This window comes from Streptomyces sp. NRRL S-31 (assembly GCF_000718775.1).
Taxonomy (GTDB): Bacteria; Actinomycetota; Actinomycetes; order Streptomycetales; family Streptomycetaceae; genus Streptomyces.
Map to the genome: position 1 here is coordinate 1 of NZ_JOCB01000027.1, position 17,628 is coordinate 17,628.

Here is a 17,628-nt window from a genome sequence, read left to right on the forward strand (position 1 = left end):
CGCCCGGCCAGACCCCGCCCCCGGCCCCCGCGCCGAACCTGCACGCCGCGCCGACGGTCATCGCACCCCTGACCCCGCCCGCCGCCGGCACCGTCCCGCCGCCGGCCGCGCCCACGGCCCCCGCGCCCTACGGCCAGCCGCCCCAGCAGCCGTCGTACGGCGGCGCGCCGCTGCCCCCGGGGTACGGGCAGCCGCCCGCGCCCGGCGGGCAGCCGGGATACGGCCAGGTCCCCGGTTCGCAGCCCGCCGCCTACGGAGTGCCGCAGGGCGCGCCCCAGGGCGGTGCCGGGGTGACGGCCGCGCTCCAGGCGTTCAAGGAGACGCCGACCGGGCAGCGCTGGACGCAGCAGAACAAGAAGCTCATCCGCGTCGACCTCGGCATCGGCGGCCAGCCGGTGCTGGCCCGGCAGGGCAGCATGGTGCTCTACCAGGGCAAGGTCGACTTCAGCTACAAGGGCGCCGGGTTCATGGGCCGGGTCGTGGGCAACGCCACCGGCCAGGAGATGCAGCTCATGCGCTGCACCGGCCAGGGCCAGGTCTTCCTCGCCGACGACGCCACCCACCTGCACCCCGTCGAACTCCAGGGCGACGCGATCTGCGTCTCCGCCGAGAACGTCCTCGCCTTCGACGAGAGCCTCTCCTACGAGGTCCGCCGCGTCGAGGGCCACGGCATCCCCGGCGGCGCGCTGTTCACCATGCAGTTCCAGGGCACCGGCACCATCGTCGTCAAGACGCACGGCACGCCCGTGGTGCTGCCGGTCACGCCGACCACCTTCGCCGACTGCAACGCCGTCGTCGCCTGGTCGGCCGCCTCCCAGGTGATCGTCTCCAGCCAGGTCCGGATGCGCCGCAACGCCTACCCCGGAGACACCGGCGAGAGCGTCAACCTCCAGTTCCGGGGCGCGCCCGGCAACTTCATCGTGGTCCAGCCGTACGAGGTCTGAGGGAGCCCGTCATGAACCAGCCGCTCGCGGGCTACGCCCCCGCACCCGTCACCGCCCGCATGGAGAACCACGGCAGCCACATGCTGAAGGTCGCCATGCAGACCGGCAGCGACCTCCTCGCGCGCGTGGGGTCGATGGTCGCCTACGAGGGCTTCATCCAGTACGAGCCCAACCCGCCGGCCGTCCGCCAGATCGCCCGCGACTGGGTCACCGGCGAGGGCGCGCCGCTGATGAAGTGCTCCGGCGACGGCCTGCTCTACCTCGCCGACTACGGCGCCGACGTCGTCGTGATCAACCTCGACGGCGACGGCATCTCCGTCAACGCCACCAACCTGCTCGCCTTCGACGCCCACCTCAGCTGGGGCGTGGAGCGCGTGAAGGGGCTCGCGAAGTTCGCCGGCCAGGGCCTGTGGAACACCAGGATCTCCGGTCAGGGCTGGGTCGCGCTGACCTCCCGGGGCACGCCCATCGTCGTGGACTGCGGGGGCGGCGAGGACGAGACCTACGTCGACCCGGACGCGCTCGTCGCCTGGTCGCCGAACCTGAAGGTCAAGGGCAAGCGCAGCTTCAAGGCCCAGTCGCTGATCGGACGGGGCAGCGGCGAGGCCTACCAGATGGCCTTCTCCGGACAGGGCATCGTCGTCGTCCAGCCCAGCGAGGACAGCACCGACCGCCTCCGGTTCCGGGGCTGAAGGGGGAGCCAGAACACCATGCAGAGCCCGCTTTTCGCGCACAACGACGTCCAGACCCAGGAGCGCTGGAGCCTCCAGAACGCGCAACTGCTCCGGATCACCCTGGAGGGCCACGACGACCTGCTCGCCCGCAAGGGCACCATGGTCGCCTACCAGGGCCTCGTCGAGTTCGACGCCGAGTACCGCGGCAACGGCCAGGCACGCGCGCGTGCGTACACCGGCGAGGGCCTGGACCTGATGCGCTGCCACGGCCAGGGCACGGTCTACCTCGCCAACCTCGCCCAGTACGTGCACATCATGGACGTCGAGCAGGACGGGCTGACCGTCGACAGCTCCTACGTCCTCGCCATGGACTCCTCGCTGCACCACGAGGTGATCGCCGTCGACAGCCTCTACGGCATCTCCGGCTCCGGGAAGTACCAGCTCAACATCACCGGGCGCGGCAAGGTGGCCCTGATGACCTCGGGCGCTCCGCTGCTGATGCGGGTCACGCCCGACAAGTACGTCAACTGCGACGCCGACGCCATCGTGGCCTGGTCCACCGGGCTGCGCGTGCAGATGCAGGCCCAGACGCACTCCTCCGGCGTGTGGCGCCGACGCGGCAGCACCGGTGAGGGCTGGGAGCTGAGCTTCATGGGCTCCGGGTTCGCGCTCGTGCAGCCCAGCGAGCTGCTGCCGCCGCAGAACGCGGTGATCGGGCAGGGCGTCGCCGCCCAGTTCGGCATGGGCCGGCAGGGGGCGCGCGGCCAGAACCAGGGCAACGTCTGGAGCTGAACCGGGAACGCGGGGGTGGCCGCCCGGGCGGCCACCCCCGCGTCGTCCGTCAGAGCCTGGCGCGCGTGGCCTCCAGCAGGCGCACGACCGACTCGTCCGCCACGCCGGCCACCTCGTCGTAGGCGTACCACCGCAGGTCGAGCGACTCGTCGCTGATCGCGTGCACCGCGTCCGGCGGCGCCAGGACCGCGTACTGGACGTCGAAGTGCCAGTTGCAGGGCGCCGGGATCGGATGCCGGTCCAGCCGCACCGGGCCGCCGGGCAGCAGCGCCAGCCCGGCGATGCCGGACTCCTCCGTCGCCTCGCGCAGGGCCGCCGCCCGCACCGTGGCGTCGCCCGGCTCGCAGTGGCCGCCCATCTGGAGCCACATCCGCAGCTTGCGGTGCAGCGTGAGCAGCACCCGGCCGCGCGCGGGATCGATCACCAGGGCACTGGCCGTGAGGTGACCCGCGGTGCAGGACTTCCACATGCCGTCCGGGTGGGCCGCCAGATGGTCCAGGTACGACCGGCGCAGTCCGTCCTGGTCCTCGTACTCCTTCAGCACGAGGACCGCGTCGTCGTACAGGCTCACTCGGTGCCGTCGCCCTTGCCGTCGTCGGCCTTGCCGCCGCCTTCCCCGCCGTCGTCCTTCTTGCGCAGGTCCGGCCGGTCGGCGGCTTCGCCCAGCATCTTGTCCAGCTCGGAGAAGTCCAGCTGCTCGCGGTGGACGAAACCGTCCGGGTCGTCCAGGTCGGTCGCCGTCGGCAGCATGTCCGGGTGGGCCCACAGGCCGTCCCGGCCGTCGACCCCGCGCGCGTCCGTGAGCGAGGCCCACAGGCGCGAGGCGTCGCGCAGCCGGCGCGGGCGCAGCTCCAGACCGATCAGAGTGGCGAACGTCTGCTCCGCCGGACCTCCGGTCGCCCGGCGGCGGCGCAGCGTCTCGCGCAGCGCGTCGGCGGACCCCAGACGGGGCTTCGCGGCGGCGTGGACCACCGCGTCCACCCAGCCCTCCACGAGCGCCAGAGCGGTCTCCAGACGGGCCAGGGCGGCCTTCTGCTCGGGCGTGTCCTCCGGCTGGAACATGCCCTGCTGGAGTGCGTCCTGGAGCTGCTCGGGGTTCTGCGGGTCGAACTGGCCGACCACGTCCTCCAGCTTGGCGGTGTCGACCTTGATCCCGCGCGCGTAGCCGTCGACCGCGCCGAACAGGTGCGAGCGCAGCCACGGCACGTGCGCGAAGAGACGCTGGTGGGCGGCCTCGCGCAGGGCCAGGTAGAGCCGCACCTCCTCCTGCGGCACGCTCAGGTCCTTGCCGAACGCCTCCACGTTCGCCGGCAGCAGGGCCGCCTTGCGGGCCGGGCCCAGCGGCAGCCCGATGTCCGTGGAGCCCACGACCTCGCCCGCGAGCACGCCCACGGCCTGCCCGATCTGGGTGCCGAACATGGCGCCGCCCATCGAGCGCATCATGCCGATCAGCGGGCCCGCCATGGCCTGCATCTCCTCCGGCAGGACGTCGCCCATGGCCGCGCCGACCCGCTCGGCGACCGGGTCGACCAGCTCCTGCCAGGCGGGCAGGGTCGCCTCGACCCACTCCGCGCGCGACCAGGCCACCGCCGAGGCGGAGCCCGACGGCAGGGACGTCGCGTCGTCCAGCCACAGGTCGGCCAGGCGGACGGCCTCCTCGACGGCCCTGCGCTCGGACGGACCGACGCTGGCGTCCTTCGTGCCGTCGGAGGTGCCCTGGGCGACCGTCTGGCGGGCGATCTGCTTGGCCATCTCCCAGTTCACCGGCCCGCCCTCGTACGAGAGCATCTGGCCGAGCTGCTGGAAGGCGGCGCCCAGGTCGGTGGGGTTCAGGGAACCGAACATGGCTGCGAGCGGATTGTCGGCGCCGGGGCCGCCGAAGCCGCCGGCTCCCGGCAGGCCGCCGAAGCCGAACGGGTTGGCCGGTCCCTGCCCACCACCGCTCTGCTGGTCCTTCTTCTTGCCCTCGTCGCCGTCCTCCGGCTCCTCCGGCGGAAGGCCGAAACCGAATGGGGTGTCACTCACGGGATTCCTCGGCTGGTAAGGCCACCGGTCTCACTCCGGCGGCGCGGCTGCCCGACAACACCACCCAGCCTAGACACCCGGACCCGATCGGGCCTCGGTGCTTCGCCTGCGGAACGCCTGCGGCAGGATGGATGCACCTGGTACATACGCGTCACTCGCGCGTGTACTGAAGACAACCGCTGGAGACGCCCGGTGAGTTCCCCAGATCCACAGGTTCGCGCAGCGCGAAACCCGTCAACCCCGTCCGCACCCCCCGCCGTGCGCGGCCCCGTCGTCGCGGTCACCGGCGCCGCCGGCGGGGTCGGCGCCCTGCTCACCGAGCGGCTCGCCGCCTCCCCGGAGATCAGACGGGTCGTCGCCCTCGACGAGCGGCGCGGCGAGTGCGCCGAGGCCGAGTGGCACATCCTGGACGTGCGCGACCCGGCGATCGCCGACAAGCTGCGGGGCGCCGACGTGGTCGTCCACCTCGCGCTCGACCTCGACCTGGAGACCGATCCGGCGGCGCGCACGGCTTACAACGTCCGGGGGACCCAGACCGTGCTGACCGCCGCCGCGGCGGCCGGCGTGCACCGGGTGGTGCTGTGCACCTCGGCGATGGTCTACGGCGCGCTGCCGGACAACGAGCTGCCCCTGTCGGAGGACGCCGAGCTGCGCGCCACCGCGGAGGCCACCGGCGTCGGCGACCTGCTGGAGATCGAACGGCTGGCCCGGCGCGCCCCGCGCGCGCATCCGGGCCTGAACGTCACCGTCGTACGGCCGGCCGTCCTGGTCGGCGGCACCGACACCGCGCTGACCCGGTACTTCGAGTCGCCGCGGCTGCTCGTCGTCGCCGGGTCGCGGCCCGCGTGGCAGTTCTGCCACGTCGAGGACCTCTGCGGCGCCCTGGAGTACGCCGTGCTGGAGAAGGTCGACGGGGAGCTGGCCGTCGGCTGTGACGGCTGGCTGGAGCAGGAGGAGGTCGAGGAGCTGAGCGGGATCCGGCGGATGGAGCTGCCGTCGGCGGTCGCCCTCGGCGCGGCGGCCCGGCTGCACCGGATCGGGCTCACCCCCTCCCCGGCCGGGGACCTGGCCTACACGATGTACCCCTGGGTGGTCAGCGGGAGCCGGCTGCACGACGCCGGGTGGCGGCCGAAGTGGACCAACGAGGAGGTGCTCGCGGAGCTGCTGGAGGAGGTGTCCGGGCGGCACACGGTGGCCGGGCGGAGGCTGGGGCGCAAGGACGCGACGGCGGCCGGCGCGGCGGGGGCGACCGTCGCCCTGCTGGGCGCGGCGGCCGTCGTACGGCGGGCCCGGAAGGCGCGGCGGCGCGTCTGAGGCCCTCCGGGACCGGACCGGGGCGCCCGGACCGGGCGGGGACCGGAGCCGAGGCCGGAAGGGCCCGCCGCGGCCTTACGCGGCTTCCCGCGGCACCGCACGGGCTCCCCGCCGGCGGCCCGCCGCTGTAGGAGCCTCCAAAACGCCCCCGCGCGTGCCTCCTGAAACGCGTATTCCGCGGTGTCACGGCCATGCGGCACGATGGAGGCATGGCACTCAGGAACGAGCACCCCGGTGAGCAGGCGGCCGAGGACCCCATCAAGCTGATCAGCATCCGGGAGACCCCGCTCTCCGTGGACGAGGTGTTCCGGGCCGTCGGGGACGACGCGGCCGGGGGCGTGGCGCTGTTCGTCGGGACCGTGCGCGACCACGACGGCGGTGCCGACGTGGCCGCCCTCGAGTACTCGTGCCACCCCAGCGCCGAGGCCGAGATGCGGCGGGTCGCCGAGAAGGTCGTCGCCGACCATCCCGTGCGGGCGCTGGCCGCCGTCCACCGGGTGGGTGACCTCCGGGTGGGGGATCTGGCCGTGGTCGTCGCCGTGGCCTGCCCGCACCGCGCGGAGGCGTTCGACGCCTGCCGCAAGCTGATCGACGACCTCAAGCACGAGGTGCCCATCTGGAAGCACCAGACGTTCTCCGACGGCACGGAGGAGTGGGTCGGCGCCTGCTGACCCCTCGCCGGGCACGCCGACCCCGGGCTGCCCCCGCCGACCCCTCGCCGGGCACGCCGACCCCGGGCTGCCCCCGCCGACCCCCCGTCGGCCCGGGCAGCCCTCCCGTGCGCATTCGGCGCACCGCCCCCTCCGGTTGCGTAACCGGCACCCTCGCGTGAGCGTTGTCCCTGCGGATGGTTAATCTGCTGATCAGTCAGTTGCGGACGCTCATGGTGTGCGGGAGGTCGGCATGGGGGTGCTTGTCTGGCTGCTGATTCCGCTGTTGGCCGCGGTCGGCGGCGGACTGTGGGGCAGTTGGGCCAACCGGACCCGGAAGGTCCGCGGCGACGGTCCCGAGCTGGACGGATACGCCCGGTTCCGGGAGGCGATGGAGAAGCCGCGCCCGGGTGCGCGCGGGGCCTGACCGGGGTGCCCTGACGGTGCGCTGACAGAGGCGTCCCGTACTGTCGAGGCATGCCACGCCGCACCGCGACGATGCTCGCCTCGACCCTGATGCTGATCGCGCTCCTGTGCGCGGGAGTGCTCATCCCCGTGCCGTACGCGGAGATGTCCCCCGGCCCGACCGTGAATACGCTCGGGGACCACGACGGCGAGCCGGTGCTTCAGATCTCCGGGCACAAGACCTATCCGACCGACGGCAATCTGAACATGACCACCGTCCGGGTCACCAGCGCCGACTACCGGATGAACCTCGTCGAGGCGGTCTACGGCTGGCTGGCGCACGACAGCAAGATCGTGCCGCACGACACGCTCTACCCGGACGGCAAGACGGAGGAGCAGTCCACCCAGGAGAACGCCGAGGAGTTCAGCCAGTCCCAGGAGAGCGCCAAGGTCGCCGCCCTGAAGGAGCTGCACATCCCGGTGACGTCCTGGGTGATCGTCTCCACGGTGATCAAGGGCTCCCCGGCCGAGGGCAGGCTGCACGCCGGTGACGTGATCAAGGCCGTCGACGGTACGGCGGTCAAGCAGCCGGCCGACGTCGCCAAGCTGGTGACCGAGCACAAGCCCGGCCAGGAGGTCGTCTTCACCGTCGTCCCCGCCGCGGAGCAGGCCGCCGCCGAGAAGGCCCACAAGACGGCGACCGGGACGCGGAAGGTCACGATCACCACCAAGGCATCCGAGGACGGCGGTGCCGAGCGGGCCGTCGTCGGCATCTCCGCCGGGACGGACCACACGTTCCCGTTCACCGTCGACATCAAGCTCGCCGACGTCGGCGGACCCAGCGCCGGCCTGATGTTCGCCCTCGGCATCTACGACAAGCTCACCCCGGGCAGCCTCACCGGCGGCACGTTCGTCGCCGGCACCGGCACCATCGACGACAACGGCACGGTCGGCCCCATCGGCGGCATCGAGATGAAGACCGTCGGCGCCCGCAGCAAGGGCGCCCGGTACTTCCTGACCCCCGCCGAGAACTGCGCGGCGGCGGCCAAGGACACCCCGAGCGGGCTCACCCTGATCAAGGTCAAGACCATCGACGACGCGCTCGGCGCCCTCAAGGACATCCGCGGCGGGGACGTCGCCGCCCTGCCGAAGTGCACCGCCAAGGGCTGAGCGGACCGGGCCACGGCCGGGGGCGCTCCCCGGAGGCCGGGGGCGCCCCGTCGCCGTACCGCGGCGGGAGCGGGCGGTCAGTCCGCGAACGTCGCGGCCAGGGCGTCCGCCAGGCCCGGCACCAGGTCGGGGCCGGTCAGGACCTCCGTGGGGGTGTCCTTCTCACGCAGCCGCAGCGCCGACTCGCGGCTGCCGTCGCGCAGCACGGCCACCGTCATCCGCACCTCCTGGCGCTCGGGGTGCCGGGCCACCCAGGAGGCCAGCCCGGCCTCGTCCAGGCCGGACGGGACCTGGGCCTCCGCGGACGGCGGCAGCATCAGGCGCTCCACGGTGAGCGCGCAGCCGGCGACCGCGCCGGGCCAGGCGATGGTGCCGAGGAACTCGTCCAGCGGCTTGCCGGACGGGACCTCGTCCTGCTCGATCGGGGTGAGACCGACGGTCTCGGACTCGTCCTGGAGGCCCAGCTGGGCCGCGAGCGAGGGTTCCTGAGCCCGCAGCCGTGCGGTGTCTACGAGGGCGAAAAGGCGAGCGGGCTGGTCCCAGCCGAGGCCGGAGACGTACTCGTCGATCTCGAGTACGGCCCGGGTGAGCGGGCTCGCTGCCATGGGAGTGTTGGACATGGTCACAATCCTGCCTCGTTCCCGGCCGGAATCGGGAACCGAGTAAACCGTGAGTAAGTTGCATAGGTGTGGGCCCGCGATCACGGGGGGCCACGGCGGGCCCGCGAACCCGAGGGTCTGACGGAACGACAGCGAACTTCGAGGTGCGCACCTTGGCTTTCCAGATGCCGGACCGCGGCGGAGGCCCGACGGGGCCACGGATCAGAGCGGGCCGCCCGTCCCGGAGGGTCCGGGCCCTGCTCGTGACACTGGGCGTCCTCGCCGTCCTCGGCATGGCGTTCACCATGTTCGCGGGCTTCTGGACGGACTGGCTCTGGTACCGGTCGGTGCACTACTCGTCGGTGTTCACCACCACCCTGTCGACCAAGATCGGGCTGTTCTTCGTCTTCGGTCTGCTGATGGCCCTCGCGGTCGGTCTCAACATCTGGCTCGCGCACCGGCTGCGGCCCCCGCTGAGCGCCATGTCCATGGAGCAGCAGAGCCTGGACCGCTACCGGATGGGCATCGCGCCGTACAAGAAGTGGCTGCTGCTCGCCGTCACCTCGCTGGTCGGGCTGATCGCGGGCGCCTCGGCGGCGGGCCAGTGGCGGACCTGGCTGATGTGGGTGAACGGCGTGCCGTTCCACGAGAAGGACCCGCAGTTCCACCTGGACGTCTCCTTCTACGCCTTCGACCTGCCCTGGTACCGGTTCCTGCTCGGCTTCGGCTTCGCCGCCGCGATCCTCTGCCTGATCGCCGCCGCGCTCACCCACTACCTGTACGGCGGGCTGCGCGTCACCAGCCCGGGCGCGCGCGCCACCGCCGCCGCGACCGGGCACCTGTCGGTGCTGCTCGGCATCTTCGTCGCCCTGAAGGCGGTCGCCTACTGGCTCGACCGGTACGGCCTCGCGGTCAAGTCCAGCGACTTCAAGGCGACGGACAACTGGACCGGTCTGCGCTACGTCGACGCCAACGCCTATCTGCCGGCCAAGACCATCCTGTTCTGCATCGCCGTCATCTGCGCGCTGCTGTTCTTCGCCACGCTGTGGCGGCGTACCTGGCAGCTGCCCGTCATCGGCTTCGGCCTGATGGTGCTCTCGGCGATCCTGATCGGCGGCCTGTACCCGGCCATCGTGCAGAAGTTCCAGGTCCAGCCGAACGAGCAGGCCAAGGAGGCGCCGTACGTCCAGAAGAACCTGAAGGCGACCCGCCAGGCGTACGGCATCGACGACGCCGAGGTCACCGAGTACCCGGGCACGTCCCAGGCCTCCGACAAGACCAAGCTGCGCGACCAGGTCGACGGCACGGCCAGCATCCGCATCATGGACCCGAACGTCGTCTCGCCGACGTTCCAGCAACTCCAGCAGATGAAGGCCTACTACGGGTTCCCGGACAACCTCGACGTCGACCGGTACTCCAAGGACGGCAAGGAGCAGGACACCGTCATCGGGCTGCGCGAACTGAACCTGGCCGGCATCCCGAAGAACAACTGGATCAACGACCACTTCCGTTACACGCACGGCTTCGGCGTGGTCGCCGCCAAGGGAACCGAGGCCGACCGCAAGGGCCGGCCGGTCTTCACCGAGAAGAACCTGCCGTCCCAGGGCGACCTCGGGTCGTACGAGCAGCGGGTCTACTACGGCGAGAAGACCACCACGTACTCGATCGTCGGAGGACCCCAGAAGGAGGTCGACTACTCCGAGAACGAGCGCGAGAAGACCACCAGTTACCAGGGCGGGAGCGGGGTCAACCTCGACAACCCGGTCAACCGGGCCGCGTACGCGGTGGCGTTCAACGAACCGCAGATCCTCTACTCGGGCGCGATCGGCAAGGGCTCGCGGATCCTGTACAACCGCACGCCCAAGGACCGGGTGGAGGCGGTCGCCCCCTGGCTGACCATCGACGGCGACGCCTACCCGGCCGTGGTGAACCACCGGATCCAGTGGATCGTGGACGCGTACACCACCACGAACGGGTACCCCTACGCGTCCCGGACGACCCTCGGTGACACGACGGCCGACTCGCTGACGGCGACCAACAACTCCCGTGCGGTCGTGGCGCAGCAGAACCGGGTCAACTACATCCGCAACTCGGTCAAGGCGACCGTCGACGCCTACACCGGCGAGGTCAGGCTCTACCAGTGGGACACCAAGGACCCGGTGCTGAAGACCTGGATGAAGGCCTTCCCCGACACGGTCAAGTCCCGCTCGGACATCTCCCCTGAGCTGATGGCCCATCTGCGCTACCCGCAGGACCTGTTCAAGGTCCAGCGCGAGCTGCTCACCCGCTACCACGTGCCGGACGCGCAGACGTTCCTCAGCGGCAGCGAGGTGTGGGACGTGCCGGACGACCCGACCAACGACTCGCGCAGCGCGGTGCCGCCGTACTACCTGAGCATGAGGATGCCGGACCAGAAGGCCAAGACGTTCTCGCTGACGACCACGTTCACGCCCAGCGGGCGGGACAACCTCAGCGCCTTCATGGCCGTCGACTCCGACCCGGGCACCAGCGACTACGGCAAGATCAGAGTGCTGAAACTGCCGACGAGCACGACCGTCGACGGCCCCAAGCAGGTGCAGAGCCAGTTCAACTCCGAATCGGCCATCGCCGAGACCATCAGCCTGCTCAGCCGCGGGCATTCGAAGGTCGAGTACGGCAATCTGCTGACCGTGCCGCTGGACGGCGGACTGCTCTACGCGGAGCCGGTCTACGTCCGCGGTGGTTCCCTCAAGTACCCGTTGCTGAGAAAGGTTCTGGTCACCTACGAGGGCAGGACCGCGTTCAAGGACACCCTGGACGAGGCGCTCGACGAGGTCTTCGGGGTGAAGAGTTCGACCACGCCGCCGGAGACCGGTACCACCAGCCCGCCCGACACCGGCAATCCGACCGTCAAGCAGGCGCTGGAGGATGCCCGGAAGGCTTACGACGCCGGGCAGCAGGCGCTCAAGGACGGGCCGGACTGGGACGCCTACGCCAAGGCACAGAAGCAACTGGCCGACGCGCTGAAGCGGGCCGAGGACGCCCAGTCCAAGGTGGAGAAGCCGAACAGCACGGGCAAGAACGCGGACAGGAACGCGGGTGGGACCGGCGGCGCGAAGGGCGACAAGGCCGGCGACACCAAGAGTTGATCAAGGTTCCCCCGTGCCGTGGTAGGGTTGACACGCAACGGCGCGGGGTGGAGCAGCTCGGTAGCTCGCTGGGCTCATAACCCAGAGGTCGCAGGTTCAAATCCTGTCCCCGCTACTGAAGTCGAAGGCCCGGATCCGGCAAGGATCCGGGCCTTCGTGGTGTGCGCGGGGTGCGTGGTGTGCGAACTCATGTGCCGCGGGGAGGGTCGGCCGCGCCGTCCTGGGTAGTCGTGTGGTGTGTGTTTGACTTGTCTCTCTGTGGGCATGTCGACAAAACGCTGAAGTGACCTCACGGACTGCGGTATACCGGGTGTACCCAGGTTGCAGGTGGTGCGACGATGGACGTTATGGGGGACAAGGCAACTCTGTTCGAGTCGGGGCGATTTGTGCAGCTTTCTGGTGCGGAGTCGGCCCGCGACGAGTTGGTGGACATGGGGGAGGACGCCGAGGAGACGCGCCTCGCGCTCGCCGCGCAGGGCGGTGACGCGGAGGCGGCGAGCGTCCTCGGAGCCATGCTGCTGCGCCGCGGTGACCTCGACGGCGCCGAACCACACCTGCGTGCCGCCACCGCGGCCGGCGACCGGGCGGCCGCCAACAACCTGGGAGTGCTGCTGCACCAGCGCGGCTACCCCGACGAGGCGGCCGGCTGGTGGCGGATCGCCGCCGTCGCCGGCTCCGCCGCCGCCGCGCACGGGCTCGGCCGCTACCACCGTGAGCGCGGTGACGAGCCGGCCGCCGAGTACTGGCTGCGCCAGTCCGCCGAGCAGGGACACGTGCTCGGCGCCTACGCGCTCGCCGACCTGCTGGAGCACCGCGGGGACCCGGGTGCCGAGCGCTGGATGCGGGCCGCCGCCGAGCGCGGGCACCGCGAGGCCGCCTACCGGCTGGCCCGCGCGCTGGACCACGCCGCCGGACAAGGGGACGAGTACGGTTCCAGCGGCGGTGCCCCCGGGGCCGAGCAGTGGTACCGGCAGGCCGCCGCGCGCGGTCACCGGCGGGCCGCGCTGCACCTCGGCGCGATCCTGGAGAGGCGCGGCGAGCTGAGGGAGGCCGGGCGCTGGTACCTGACCTCCGCCAGGGACGGCGAGCCGCAGGCCGCCTGCGCGCTCGGCTTCCTGCTGCGCGACGCCGGTGACAGCGAGAGCGCCGCCGTGTGGTGGCTGCGCGCCGCCCAGGAGGGCGACGGCAACGCGGCCAACGCGCTGGGCGCGCTGCACGCCGAGCGCGGCGAGACCCAGACCGCCGAGCGCTGGTACCGGGCCGCGCTGGACGCGGGTGACGACAACGGCGCCTACAACCTGGGGCTGCTCTGCGCCGAGCAGGGCCGGACCGCGCAGGCCGAGCAGTGGTACCGGCGGGCCGCCTACGCCGGGCACCGGGAGGCCGCCAACGCGCTCGCCATCCTGCTGCTCCAGCACGGCGACACGAGCGGGGCCGAGCCGTGGTTCTCCAAGGCCGCCGAGGCCGGGAGCGTCGACGCCGCCTTCAACCTCGGCATCCTGTACGCCGGGCGCGGCGAGGACGCGATGGCGCTGCGCTGGTACGAGCGGGCGGCCGCCGCCGGGCATGCCGAGGCCGCGCTCCAGACCGGCATCGCCCGGCTGCGCGAGGGCGACGAGCAGGAGGCCGAACGCCATCTGCGCTGTGCGGCGGGCGGCGGCAGCGCGGAGGGCGCATACCGGCTGGCCACCCTGCTCGATGCGCGCCGGCCGCCGGAGCGCGCGCACGAGCTGGGGGAGGTCGTGCACGAGAAGACCGAGTGCGAGGAGTGGTACGAGCGTGCCGCCTCGCAGGGGCACCGGCGGGCCCAGGTGCGGGTCGGCATGCTGGCGGCGGCCCGGGGTGACGTGGTGCAGGCGGCGCGCTGGTACCGCACGGCGGCCGAGGCCGGATCGCGCAACGGCGCCTTCAACCTGGGGCTGCTGCTGGCCCGCGAGGGCAGCGAGCCCGAGGCGGCGGTGTGGTGGACCCGGGCCGCCGACGCGGGCCACGGCCGGGCGGCGCTCCGGCTGGCCCTCGTCTACGCGCGTCGCGGCGAGCTGGCGGAGGGGCAGCGGTGGGCCGACCGGGCGGTGGCCCTGGGGCCGACGGAGGTGGCCGAGCGGGCGGGCCGCCTGCGGGACGCGCTGCGGGAGGAACTGTCGGCATGAGCCGGAGCGAGCGATTTGCATTCGGGCAGCGGCCTCGCGTAATGTCGTGTTCACCGACGCGGGGTGGAGCAGCTCGGTAGCTCGCTGGGCTCATAACCCAGAGGTCGCAGGTTCAAATCCTGTCCCCGCTACTGAAGGCCGAGGGCCGGAATCCAGAAATGGGTTCCGGCCCTCGGTTTTTTCGTGTGCGCGTTTCCCTGTGCGTACGCGAAAGAGCCCCGGGGTTCCGGGGCTCTTTCGCAGCGGGGGATCGGGCGGGCGCCGGGGTGCTACGCGCTCGCGCAGGCCGGGCACAGCCCCCGGTACGTGACCTCGACGTCCGACACCGTGAAGCCGAAGCGCTCCGAGTCGGGGAGGTCGGAGAGGGGGTTGCCGGTCGGGTGGACGTCCCGGATCGAGCCGCAGCGGGCGCAGACCAGGTGGTGGTGCGGCCGGTGCGCGTTCGGGTCGTACCGCTTGGCGCGCTTGTCCGTCGTGACTTCCAGCACCTCACCGAGCGAGACCAGTTCGCCCAGCGTGTTGTAGACGGTTGCCCGGGAGATCTCGGGCAGCTTCGAGACGGCCCGTGCGTGCACCTCGTCGGCGGTCAGGTGCACATGCTCGCCGTCCAGGACCTCGGCCACCACGCGTCGCTGCGCGGTCATCCGCCATCCGCGTCCACGCAGCCGTTCCAGAAGGTCGCTCATGGCTACCAGCCTAACAGGAAGGGGGACCAGGTCGGGAATAGGTGTGAACTTGGATCACCGTTTGACTTAGACAAAGTCCATTGTAGGATCGAGCCTGGCTTTGGCTACAGGACAGGACCACGTCAGTGAAGACGCAGGAGGCGCACGTGACGCAGGGAGCGCTCACCACGGAGGCCGGTGCTCCGGTCGCCGACAATCAGAACAGCGAGACGGCGGGCGTCGGCGGGCCGGTCCTCCTCCAGGACCAGCTGCTGCTGGAGAAGCTGGCCCACTTCAACCGGGAGCGCATCCCGGAGCGCGTGGTGCACGCCCGGGGCGCGGGCGCCTACGGCACCTTCACGGTGACCGCCGACGTCACGCCGTACACGCGGGCCGCGTTCCTCGCGGAGTCCGGCAAGGAGACCGAGGTCTTCCTGCGCTTCTCCACCGTGGCCGGCAACCTCGGCGCGGCGGACGCCGTCCGCGACCCGCGCGGCTTCGCGCTGAAGTTCTACACCGAGGAGGGCAACTACGACCTCGTCGGCAACAACACCCCGGTCTTCTTCATCCGGGACGCGATCAAGTTCCCGGACTTCATCCACACCCAGAAGCGCGACCCGTACACCGGCAGCCAGGAAGCCGACAACGTGTGGGACTTCTGGTCGCTGTCACCGGAGTCGACCCACCAGGTGACCTGGCTGTTCGGCGACCGCGGCATCCCGGCGTCGTACCGGCACATGGACGGCTTCGGGTCGCACACCTACCAGTGGAACAACGAGGCCGGCGAGGTCTTCTGGGTCAAGTACCACTTCAAGACCGACCAGGGGATCAAGAACCTCACCGCCCAGGAGGCCGAGGTCCTGGCGGGCAAGGACCCCGACTCGCACCAGCGTGACCTGCGCGAGGCGATCGAGCGCGGCGAGTTCCCGAGCTGGACCGTGGGCGTGCAGATCATGCCGGCGGCGGACGCGGCGGCCTACCGCTTCAACCCGTTCGACCTGACCAAGGTGTGGCCGCACGCGGACTACCCGGTCATCGAGATCGGCAAGCTGGAGCTGAACCGCAACCCGCGGAACGTCTTCGCCGAGGTCGAGCAGTCGATCTTCTCTCCGGCGCACTTCGTGCCCGGCATCGGCCCCTCGCCGGACAAGATGCTCCAGGGCCGGCTCTTCGCCTACGGCGACGCGCACCGCTACCGCGTCGGCATCAACGCCGACCACCTGCCGGTGAACCGTCCGCACGCCGCCGAGGCGCGCACCCACTCCCGTGACGGCTTCCTCTACGACGGCCGGCACGGCGGGGCGAAGAACTACGAGCCGAACAGCTTCGGCGGACCGCAGCAGACCGGCCGCCCGCTGTGGCAGCCGTTCGAGGGCCTCACGGGCGGCACCGGCAACCACCCGACGCCGACGCACGCCGAGGACAACGACTTCGTGCAGGCGGGCAACCTCTACCGGCTGATGACCGAGGAGGAGAAGGAGCGCCTGGTCGCCAACCTCGCGGGTGCGATCTCGCAGGTCTCGCGCGCGGACATCGCCGAGCGGGCGATCGGCAACTTCGCGAGCGCCGACGCCGACTTCGGCAAGCGGCTCGAGGCCGCGGTGCGGGCGCTGCGCGGCTGACCCGGCCGCCGTCGCGGCTGGGCGGGCCGGACCCCACGGTGCTCCGGGGTCCGGCCCGCTTCGCGTGTTCAGGGTGCGGATGCGGATGCGGGCGTGGACGCGGATACGGATGCGCGGTCCGGGGCCCAGCGGCGGACGATGTCGCGGACCGAGACGATCCCGGCCACCTCGCCCCGGTCGAGCACGACCAGGTGCCGGAAGCCGCCGTGCGCCATGGCGCGGGCGGCCTCCTCCAGCGTCCAGGTCGGGGCGGCGAAGACGATGTCGGTGGTGGTGTGGGCGTGGGTGCGTTCGGCGTCCGGGTTCTGGCCGAGGCCGACGGAGTTCAGGATGTCGCGTTCGGTCAGGACGCCGATGCCGCCGGCGTCCGGGTCGAGGACCACGGCGGCGCCGACGCGGCGGGCGGACATCAGGGTGGCCGCCTCGCGGAGGGTGTGGGCGGGGCCGAGGGTGAGTATCACCGTGCTCATGGCGTCACGGACGAGCATGAAGAGGCCACCTCCTAGGAATCCCCGGGATCGTTCGGGCCCGGCGCGCGGGTGCCCGTGTGCCACTGCACAAGTTCACAAGCGCGGGTGGGCTCAGAGTGCCAGGTAAAGGGAGGGTCAACAAGGGGGCGTGCGGGGGGAGTTGCGGGCGCTCGCGAAGCTCCCCCGGCGCTCGTCAGCGCTGGTTGAGATACCCCAGCAGCTCGTCGTGGAGCAGGCCGTTGGACGCCGCCGCGTTGCCGCTGTGCGGGCCCGGGCGGCCGTCGAGACCGGTGAAGGTACCGCCCGCCTCGGTGATGACGACGGCGGTGGCGGCCATGTCCCACAGGGACAGCTCCGGTTCGGCGCAGATGTCCACGGAGCCCTCGGCGACCATCATGTACGGCCAGAAGTCGCCGTACGCGCGCGTGCGCCACACCTGGCGGGTGAGGTCCAGGAAGCCGTTCAGGCGGCCCTGCTCCTCCCAGCCGGAGAGCGAGGAGTACGCGAAGGAGGCGTCCGCGAGCTTGCCGACGCCGGAGACGTGGATACGGCTGGCGGAGGTGAGGTTGCGGCCGGTGAAGGCACCGTGGCCCTGCGCGGCCCACCAGCGGCGGCCGAGGGCGGGGGCGGAGACGACGCCGACGACGGGCTGCCAGTTCCCGTCGGCGTCCTCCTCCGTCAGCGCGATCAGGGTCGCCCACACCGGGACGCCCCGGACGTAGTTCTTGGTGCCGTCGATCGGGTCGACGACCCAGCGGCGGGGGCCGGTGCCCTCGACGCCGTACTCCTCGCCGAGGACGGCGTCCCTCGGGCGGGCGCGCTGGAGCTGACCGCGGACGACTTCCTCCGCCGCCTTGTCCGCCTCGCTCACCGGGGTCATGTCCGGCTTCGTCTCCACCTTCAGGTCGAGCGCCTTGAAGCGGGCGGTGGTGGCGGCGTCGGCGGCGTCGGCGAGGACGTGGGCGAGACGGAGGTCGTCGAGGTAGTCCGGCATGGGGGAACGGTATCCGGCGTGGTCGG

At 71.7% G+C, this 17,628-nt stretch carries 16 protein-coding genes and 2 tRNA genes; 12 read left to right on the forward strand and 6 right to left on the reverse strand.

Annotated elements, in window-relative coordinates; genetic code table 11:
- From IF37_RS0113120 to IF37_RS0113130, 3 genes are all read left to right on the forward strand, one after another.
- Positions 1-944, forward strand: a 944-nt coding sequence (locus tag IF37_RS0113120) for an AIM24 family protein (protein WP_030741074.1), incomplete at its 5' end; no start/stop codon positions are given.
- 11 nt (positions 945-955) lie between these two features.
- Complete coding sequence (locus tag IF37_RS0113125; protein ID WP_030741076.1) at positions 956-1,636, forward strand: AIM24 family protein; 681 nt, start codon at positions 956-958, stop codon at positions 1,634-1,636.
- Positions 1,637-1,654: 18 nt separating this feature from the next.
- Complete coding sequence (locus IF37_RS0113130) at positions 1,655-2,410, forward strand: AIM24 family protein (protein ID WP_030741080.1); 756 nt, start codon at positions 1,655-1,657, stop codon at positions 2,408-2,410.
- 49 nt (positions 2,411-2,459) lie between these two features.
- On the opposite strand, the gene IF37_RS0113135 is transcribed toward IF37_RS0113130, so the two are convergent.
- Complete coding sequence (locus IF37_RS0113135; RefSeq protein WP_030741083.1) at positions 2,460-2,981, reverse strand: NUDIX hydrolase; 522 nt, start codon at positions 2,979-2,981, stop codon at positions 2,460-2,462.
- Positions 2,978-4,435: a zinc-dependent metalloprotease gene (locus IF37_RS0113140; RefSeq protein WP_030741086.1), complete on the reverse strand. Its 1,458-nt coding sequence runs from the start codon at positions 4,433-4,435 to the stop codon at positions 2,978-2,980. Before IF37_RS0113140 ends, IF37_RS0113135 begins: the two co-directional genes overlap by 4 nt.
- 192 nt (positions 4,436-4,627) lie before the next feature.
- On the opposite strand from IF37_RS0113140, the gene IF37_RS0113145 reads away from it, so the two are divergent.
- The 4 genes from IF37_RS0113145 to IF37_RS0113160 all read left to right on the forward strand — a co-directional run bounded on the left by IF37_RS0113145 (position 4,628) and on the right by IF37_RS0113160 (position 7,974).
- Positions 4,628-5,749 carry an SDR family oxidoreductase gene (locus IF37_RS0113145; protein WP_030741089.1) on the forward strand — a complete coding sequence of 374 codons (1,122 nt, stop codon included), beginning with the start codon at positions 4,628-4,630 and terminating at the stop codon, positions 5,747-5,749.
- Between the two features lie 209 nt (positions 5,750-5,958).
- Positions 5,959-6,420, forward strand: a complete 462-nt coding sequence (locus tag IF37_RS0113150) for a molybdenum cofactor biosynthesis protein MoaE (protein ID WP_030741092.1) — start codon at positions 5,959-5,961, stop codon at positions 6,418-6,420.
- 232 nt (positions 6,421-6,652) lie between these two features.
- Positions 6,653-6,826: a hypothetical protein gene (locus IF37_RS44860; protein WP_173456789.1), complete on the forward strand. Its 174-nt coding sequence runs from the start codon at positions 6,653-6,655 to the stop codon at positions 6,824-6,826.
- Between the two features lie 50 nt (positions 6,827-6,876).
- A complete protein-coding gene (locus IF37_RS0113160) occupies positions 6,877-7,974 on the forward strand; it encodes a PDZ domain-containing protein (RefSeq protein ID WP_030741095.1) in 1,098 nt (365 codons plus the stop codon).
- A 77-nt stretch (positions 7,975-8,051) separates the two neighbouring features.
- Here the strand turns inward: IF37_RS0113160 and IF37_RS0113165 are convergent, their stop codons facing one another.
- Positions 8,052-8,594, reverse strand: a complete 543-nt coding sequence (locus tag IF37_RS0113165) for a PPA1309 family protein (protein ID WP_030741096.1) — start codon at positions 8,592-8,594, stop codon at positions 8,052-8,054.
- Positions 8,595-8,758: 164 nt separating this feature from the next.
- Between IF37_RS0113165 and IF37_RS0113170 the strand changes: the two genes are divergently transcribed.
- The 4 genes from IF37_RS0113170 to IF37_RS0113185 all read left to right on the forward strand — a co-directional run bounded on the left by IF37_RS0113170 (position 8,759) and on the right by IF37_RS0113185 (position 13,982).
- Positions 8,759-11,701, forward strand: coding sequence for a UPF0182 family protein (locus IF37_RS0113170; protein ID WP_173456795.1), 2,943 nt, complete (start codon positions 8,759-8,761; stop codon positions 11,699-11,701).
- 41 nt (positions 11,702-11,742) lie between these two features.
- Positions 11,743-11,816: transfer RNA gene (locus IF37_RS0113175), tRNA-Met, on the forward strand.
- A 223-nt stretch (positions 11,817-12,039) separates the two neighbouring features.
- A complete protein-coding gene (locus IF37_RS0113180; RefSeq protein WP_173456793.1) occupies positions 12,040-13,851 on the forward strand; it encodes a tetratricopeptide repeat protein in 1,812 nt (603 codons plus the stop codon).
- 57 nt (positions 13,852-13,908) lie between these two features.
- A tRNA-Met gene (locus IF37_RS0113185) sits at positions 13,909-13,982 on the forward strand.
- Between the two features lie 138 nt (positions 13,983-14,120).
- Here IF37_RS0113185 and IF37_RS0113190 read toward each other — a convergent pair.
- Positions 14,121-14,537: a Fur family transcriptional regulator gene (locus IF37_RS0113190; protein WP_030741103.1), complete on the reverse strand. Its 417-nt coding sequence runs from the start codon at positions 14,535-14,537 to the stop codon at positions 14,121-14,123.
- 146 nt (positions 14,538-14,683) lie between these two features.
- Here IF37_RS0113190 and IF37_RS0113195 point away from each other — a divergent pair, with 146 nt between their 5' ends.
- The gene (locus IF37_RS0113195) at positions 14,684-16,138 is read left to right on the forward strand and encodes a catalase (RefSeq protein ID WP_030741106.1); all 1,455 of its coding nucleotides are present in this window, start codon (positions 14,684-14,686) and stop codon (positions 16,136-16,138) included.
- A gap of 68 nt (positions 16,139-16,206) precedes the next feature.
- On the opposite strand, the gene IF37_RS0113200 is transcribed toward IF37_RS0113195, so the two are convergent.
- Positions 16,207-16,626: a cyclic nucleotide-binding/CBS domain-containing protein gene (locus IF37_RS0113200; RefSeq protein ID WP_030741108.1), complete on the reverse strand. Its 420-nt coding sequence runs from the start codon at positions 16,624-16,626 to the stop codon at positions 16,207-16,209.
- Between the two features lie 175 nt (positions 16,627-16,801).
- A complete protein-coding gene (gene hisN, locus IF37_RS0113205) occupies positions 16,802-17,602 on the reverse strand; it encodes a histidinol-phosphatase (RefSeq protein ID WP_030741110.1) in 801 nt (266 codons plus the stop codon).
- Positions 17,603-17,628: the final 26 nt, after the last annotated feature.

What these genes read in the sequence shown, in the direction of transcription:
- IF37_RS0113130 (WP_030741080.1), top strand. Translation starts at nt 1,655, where the DNA reads ATGCAGAGCCCGCTTTTCGCGCACAACGACGTCCAGACCCAGGAGCGC.
- IF37_RS0113165 (WP_030741096.1), bottom strand. Translation starts at nt 8,594, where the DNA reads ATGTCCAACACTCCCATGGCAGCGAGCCCGCTCACCCGGGCCGTACTC.
- IF37_RS0113170 (WP_173456795.1), top strand. Translation starts at nt 8,759, where the DNA reads ATGCCGGACCGCGGCGGAGGCCCGACGGGGCCACGGATCAGAGCGGGC.
- IF37_RS0113150 (WP_030741092.1), top strand. Translation starts at nt 5,959, where the DNA reads ATGGCACTCAGGAACGAGCACCCCGGTGAGCAGGCGGCCGAGGACCCC.
- IF37_RS44860 (WP_173456789.1), top strand. Translation starts at nt 6,653, where the DNA reads ATGGGGGTGCTTGTCTGGCTGCTGATTCCGCTGTTGGCCGCGGTCGGC.
- IF37_RS0113125 (WP_030741076.1), top strand. Translation starts at nt 956, where the DNA reads ATGAACCAGCCGCTCGCGGGCTACGCCCCCGCACCCGTCACCGCCCGC.
- IF37_RS0113200 (WP_030741108.1), bottom strand. Translation starts at nt 16,626, where the DNA reads ATGCTCGTCCGTGACGCCATGAGCACGGTGATACTCACCCTCGGCCCC.
- IF37_RS0113160 (WP_030741095.1), top strand. Translation starts at nt 6,877, where the DNA reads ATGCCACGCCGCACCGCGACGATGCTCGCCTCGACCCTGATGCTGATC.
- hisN (WP_030741110.1), bottom strand. Translation starts at nt 17,602, where the DNA reads ATGCCGGACTACCTCGACGACCTCCGTCTCGCCCACGTCCTCGCCGAC.
- IF37_RS0113190 (WP_030741103.1), bottom strand. Translation starts at nt 14,537, where the DNA reads ATGAGCGACCTTCTGGAACGGCTGCGTGGACGCGGATGGCGGATGACC.
- IF37_RS0113180 (WP_173456793.1), top strand. Translation starts at nt 12,040, where the DNA reads ATGGACGTTATGGGGGACAAGGCAACTCTGTTCGAGTCGGGGCGATTT.